General features: G+C 59.8%; 4 protein-coding genes. 3 read left to right on the top strand and 1 reads right to left on the bottom strand.

What is annotated here, in order from left to right; translation table 11 throughout:
• The first annotated feature begins 127 nt into the window (after positions 1-127).
• Positions 128-1,551, top strand: a protein-coding gene (locus BJI47_RS17175) for an IS3 family transposase (RefSeq protein ID WP_254900348.1) whose coding sequence is annotated in 2 segments (ribosomal slippage) — positions 128-455 and positions 455-1,551 — 1,425 coding nt in all. Because the reading frame shifts where the segments join, the coding sequence is not laid out codon by codon here.
• On the opposite strand, the gene BJI47_RS17170 is transcribed toward BJI47_RS17175, so the two are convergent.
• Positions 1,524-2,309, bottom strand: coding sequence for an aldo/keto reductase (locus BJI47_RS17170; RefSeq protein WP_217808556.1), 786 nt, complete (start codon positions 2,307-2,309; stop codon positions 1,524-1,526). The genes BJI47_RS17175 and BJI47_RS17170 overlap by 28 nt on opposite strands.
• 395 nt (positions 2,310-2,704) lie before the next feature.
• On the opposite strand from BJI47_RS17170, the gene BJI47_RS17165 reads away from it, so the two are divergent.
• Positions 2,705-5,422, top strand: a complete 2,718-nt coding sequence (locus BJI47_RS17165) for a CRISPR-associated helicase/endonuclease Cas3 (RefSeq protein WP_088944880.1) — start codon at positions 2,705-2,707, stop codon at positions 5,420-5,422.
• Positions 5,419-5,736 (top strand): type I-E CRISPR-associated protein Cse1/CasA, encoded by a 318-nt coding sequence (locus tag BJI47_RS17160; RefSeq protein WP_088944879.1) that lies wholly within the window; start codon positions 5,419-5,421, stop codon positions 5,734-5,736. Before BJI47_RS17165 ends, BJI47_RS17160 begins: the two co-directional genes overlap by 4 nt.
• Positions 5,737-5,758: the final 22 nt, after the last annotated feature.

The raw sequence follows: 5,758 nt of genomic DNA, 5'->3' as shown, positions 1-5,758 counted from the left end.
CCCTGCGTGCCAGGGTGAGGTGAGTCCAGTGGTTCATAGCAACCCGGCCTGATGCAGGGCGAGATACGGATCGACACACACCATGGCCATCACCACCAAGACGCCGGTCAGCGGCGACAATGAACGCATGGATTCAGCGCATCCGAGAGCAGACGGACCACGACGGCGACGGGCGTTCACCGCGGCGGAGAAAATCGAACACGTGCGTGCTTACGAGCAAGCCTGCCAGAGCGGCGACGGCGGGGCATACCTACGCCGCGAGGGACTGTATTCGTCGTTGATCAGCGAATGGCGCAAACACCGCGACGCCGGTGTTCTCGTCGGCAAAAAGCCCGGCGAGAAGGTCGGCAAGCTTACCGCCGAGCAAGCCGAGATCGCCCGCCTCACCCGTGAATTGAACCGCGCGAACAAGCGACTGAACACCACCGAAGCCGCACTGGATATCATGGGAAAAGCACACGCGCTCTTGGAATCTCTCTCCGAGAGCGCGGATTTCGACGAGAAGAACAACAAGCGATGACCACTGCGTACACCACACTGACCGGCATCGGAATTAGCTCCCGCGAGGGCAGCGTTCTCACCGGTCTGCACCGATCGACGGCGACACGTCGAAGTGCCGCAGCTACAGCACCGACACCGCCGGTGCCGCAGGAACCAGCGGCGGAGCCGGTCAACAAAGTCACCACCAGCGAACGGCGACGTATTCTCGGCGTCCTCAACTGCGACCGGTTCGTCGACCTCGCACCGCTACAGATCTACGCCCAACTCCTCGACGAGGGCATCTACCTGTGTTCGGTGTCGACGATGTATCGAGTGTTGCGCGAGAACAGACAGGTCAGCGATCGACGGCGACTCGCTCGGCACCCGGCCAGGGCATGCCCAGAGTTGGTCGCGACCGCGCCGCGGCAGGTGTACTCCTGGGATATCACCAAACTGGCCGGCCCGGTGAAAGGGCAGTACTTCGATGCGTACGTGATGATCGACATCTACTCCCGCTACATCGTCGGAGTGCACGTTCATAGTCATGAATCCGGTGTGCTGGCAAAGGAATTGATGGAACAGATCTTCGCGGTCCATGGCGTCCCGCACGTCGTGCATGCCGATCGCGGTACCTCGATGACCAGTAAAACCGTCGCGACACTCCTCGCGGATCTCGAGGTCACCCGAAGCCACTCCCGGCCTCGGGTATCGAACGACAATCCGTACTCGGAGTCGTTGTTCAAAACTTTGAAATACGGCCCCGGCTTCCCGGATCGGTTCCGATCACTGAGCGAGGCAAGGGAATTCATGGATATCTTCACCGATGGGTACAACCACGAACATCGCCACACCGGTATCGGACTGCACACTCCCGCCGATGTCCACTACGGCTTGGCTGCACGCAAGGCAGCCGAACGCCGTCTCGTTCTCGACGCCGCCCGCGCTGCACATCCGCATCGCTTCGGCAGCACTGCCGCACCGAAAATCCTCGACCTCCCAGACACCGCGTGGATCAACAAACCAGCAGAAACAACTGACACCGATCAAGAGCACGATTCGATAGCGGCGTAACACCCACTGGACTCATCCACCTTGACAAATTCCGCTTCGGCCCTGGTGCTCATACGCTCTGGAGGACGTGGGCGCCTCCGGCGAACTGTCCGTCTAGCCGTCACCTGCCGTCGAGTCTGGGGGGGCGCGCCGAACACCCCCGAGTGCATCGCGGCGATGAAATCTCCGGGAAATCCGAGGGTGAATTCAGTGGCCGCTTCGAGGCGCTGTACCGCGTCCACAGGAAGGGAGACGTCGAGAGCGCCTAGATTGTTTTCGAGCTGCTCGACGGTCCTTACCCCGAGTATCGGATGGATCGCCTGGGAGCGTGCCCTTGTCCATGCTACGGCCACCTGTGCCGCGGAAGCTCCCACGTCGTCAGCGACTTCCTGTACTACACGGGTAGCGTTATGCCCGCGCACGCCGAGTGTCTCGGGTGCGATGCGGGTCGCCGACTCAGGTCCTCCTGGCCGCGCGAACTTGCCCGACAGCACACCGCTCGCGAGCGGCCACCAGGTCGCCACGGTCATCCCGAACTCCTCTGCCATCAGCAGCAGCTCACGATCGATGTCGCGATTCAGCAGGTTGTAGGGCACCTGCAGGCCTGCGAACGAGGTCCAGCCTCGCCACTCGGCGAGTGTGGTGGCGCGGGCGACCACCCACGCTGGTGCGTCCGAGATGCCGATATACAGGATCTTCCCCGCGCGCACAGCGTCGTCGAGTGCGCGCATCGTCTCCTCCATCGGTGTGTGGCGGTCCCAGAAGTGGACCCAGTACACGTCGAGTAGTCGGTGCGAAGCTGCCGGAGGCTGGTTTCGAGCGAGAGGGTGAGGTCCTTGCGGTGGTTGGCCTCCGCGTTGGGGTCGTTGCCGTCGCGCGAAAGGGGTGATGCTGGCTCGACATCACTGGGCGCGGGCATGGTCGCCGGCTCGATCCGGGGATAATTGGATTCCGGCATGCGTTTTGCTGGAGGCCAAGCGGCGGACGGGACCACTCGGCAGATGACTGGATTCGCTGCTAGTTTCCTAGCGAATGTAGTCAACCACCCTTCGCAGCCAAGAATGAATCGGTGGACGCTTGAATCTCCACAACACGCGATCATCTCGAGCGTTTGTTTGCCTACCCAGCCGACTTTTTCGCTACGGTCACTCTGTATAACAAACGGGGAGGTCTTGTGGTTTCTCGAAGACTCGAGTCGGCGTGGGCAAAGTTCAACTTCGACACTGATGAGTCGTTGTCGCTTGTTCGCCACAGCGAGGACGCGGCCGCCATTGCAGCCCATCTTTGGGACGACTGGCTTCCATTGTCGACCAAAGCGTTCTTGGCCAACGGTGCCTCCGACCGCGAGACACGAAGCCTTGCGAAGTGGCTCGCTGGCACGCATGACGTTGGAAAGCTCTCCCCTGCTTTCGCTGTGCAGGTGCCGGTCCTTGCCGGTCGAATGCGTGACGCAGGACTGAAGATGCGTTCGGAGATCTTGTTCCGGTCGGAGGTTCCACATTCTCTCGTCAGTCACCGGGCGATCCGTGGATATTTCGAGGCGCGCGGTTGGACTAGGGATGTCGCCACCTCGTATGCCGTTGTGGCAGGGGGCCATCACGGCGTGCCGCCGGTGCGTGCACAACTCATAAAAGACGAGATGCAGCGGCACTACGGAGGTACCGAGTGGGGCGAGACGCGGGAAGAACTGATTGGACATATTGGCAGGCTCACCGGGGCCGATGAGTTCTACGACGCGTGGAGTATGCGGCCGCTGTCGCCCCAGCAACAGGTTTTGTGGACAGGGTTCGTGATCGTCGCGGACTGGATCGCCAGCAGTGACTATTTTGCTCTTGGTCACCGTGCTGAGTCTGTCGAGGAAGCGGCGCGAGCGTGGGATCAGCTGGACCTCCCGCCGCCGTGGCACTCGACTCCGCCGGCGACGATAGACGAGCTGATGCTCGACCGGTTCGAGCTACCCTCTGGATCTGAACCGAATCCGATCCAGAGGGCCGTCGTCGATGTAGTTCGGAACATGGCCGAACCAGGGCTGGTAATCGTAGAAGCAACCATGGGCACCGGCAAGACCGAAGCTGCTCTCGCCGCCGCGGAGTACATCGCCCAGAAATTCGGGCAAGGCGGAGTGCTGGTTGCACTCCCGACCATGGCTACGTCCAACGCGATGTTCAGACGTGTCAAGCAATGGATCGAGCACCAAGATCCCGAGGCCGTGTCGAGTCTGACTCTCGCACATGGAAAAGCATCGCTCGAAGATTCCTATCGTGGCTTGATGCGCCGTAGCGGCTTTACCGACATCGGACGCGACGTAGTGGTAGACGGCCGTGCGTCGAGGACTGAAGTAATTGCACACCATTGGTTTTCAGGACGAAAGAAGGCGCTCCTTGCAGAATTCGCGGTAGGTACGATCGACCAGTTGTTGTTCGCAGGCCTCAAGGCGCGGCATCTCGCATTGCGGCATCTCGCGTTGGTGAACAAGGTGGTGATAGTCGACGAGGTCCACGCTGCCGACGTCTACATGATGCAGTATCTGATCCGAGTCCTCGAATGGCTTGGTGCGTACCATGTCCCCGTGCTTTTGCTCTCGGCCACTTTGCCTGCAGATCAGCGGATCTCACTTGTGCAGGCATACGAGAATGGCCGAGGTTGGGCCGGCGATGACACAGTCTTGGGCGGCGACATCGGATATCCGTCGGTCACAGTTGTTGATGGTTTCCGGCGTATTGTGCAGGTGGAGACCGTTACGCCGCCCGTCGTCGTCGGGATTGAAAGACTCGATGATGATATCGAGAAGCTAGCGGCAAGATTGCAGCGCGAGCTTTCCGACGGTGGCTGCGTCGGAATTGTGAGAAACACGGTGAGGCGGGCCCAAGAAACCGCTCGTGCTCTGGCCGAGTGTTTTCCGGACGCTGTCATACTCCTGCACTCTCGGTTCGTTGCACAGCACCGCGCTGATCTGGAACGGCAATTGGTATCCGAACTCGGCCGATCTGGGAAGCGCCCATACTTGCGCATTGTGGTCGGTACCCAGGTCATCGAGCAATCTCTGGACATAGATTTCGACCTGATGGTCAGCGACCTGGCACCCATCGATTTGTTGTTCCAGAGGATAGGGAGACTCCATCGGCATAGTCGCGGGCGGCCCGCACACATGTCGATCCCGAGGCTGCTTATTACCGGCGTCGAAGACTGGTCCGTCGAGGTTCCCCAAGCCGTAGCGCAGTCCAGGGGGATCTACGGTGACCTTCATCTGATGCGTGCACTCGCGGTTCTTTCTTCGCGAGATGTCGTTGTTCTTCCGGCGGATATCGCGACGATGGTCCAAGCAGCGTACGACCAGAACTTCGATTGGTCGCAAGGATGGGCCGAAGCTGGGGCTGCAGCAGAAAGCGCATTCTGCAAGAAGGTCGCAGAATTGGAGTCTCGGGCATCGACTTGGCGAATTTGGCAGCCGTTGGAGAACCCGACCCTGATCGATTGGCTGAAGCAGAACGCCGGGGAGGTCGGTGATGCCCGAGGCCAGGCAAAGGTCCGAGACACCGAAGAAGGCATTGATGTTTTGCTCACGCGATCTGTCGGTGGTGAGGTGTATCTATTGGACCAGTGCGGAGGGGGAACCGTCAGCACGGCGTTTCCTCCAGAGGATTCGCTCGCGCGGAGAGTACTGACTTCATCGGTCAAACTGCCGCGCGAGTTCACCCATCCGGGAATCGTGGACAAGACAATCGACTTACTCGAGAGGCGGATGTACGAAGGATGGCAGGAGTCCAAATGGCTTGCAGGCGAGCTAGTTATCGAGTTGAACAGCGAGTTGAAGGCAACACTGTTGGATTTCGAGATCCATTACGATCCCGTCGAAGGACTTGTGGTGAATAGACTCGGAGAGAAGTCGTGACGACGGTAGAGGAGTCCTTCAACCTGATTGACGAGCCTTGGATTCCTTCCCGATCAGTCGACGGCGAGTCCAGGTTGATGTCGATCAGTGGTGTTCTTGCTGATAGTGCGTCACTCGCCGCGGTTTTGGGGGATGTTCCTACGCAGGCTTTCGCTATTCAGAGAGTGCTCATTGCAATCATCCGCCGCGCTATCGATTGGGGTGCGGATCCCATGAGTACCTGGACCAGTATTTGGAAAGGAGGAAAACTTCCTACCCAGCAGATCGAGGGCTACCTAGCCTCGATCTTTCTTCCTGCTGACGTGTCGGCCTGAACCCCTCGAGATTGTGGCTGTC

It is taken from the genome of Rhodococcus sp. 1168 (assembly GCF_002091955.1).
In the GTDB taxonomy this organism is placed as follows: Bacteria; Actinomycetota; Actinomycetes; order Mycobacteriales; family Mycobacteriaceae; genus Rhodococcoides.
This window is presented reverse-complemented; position numbering and strand designations above follow the sequence as displayed.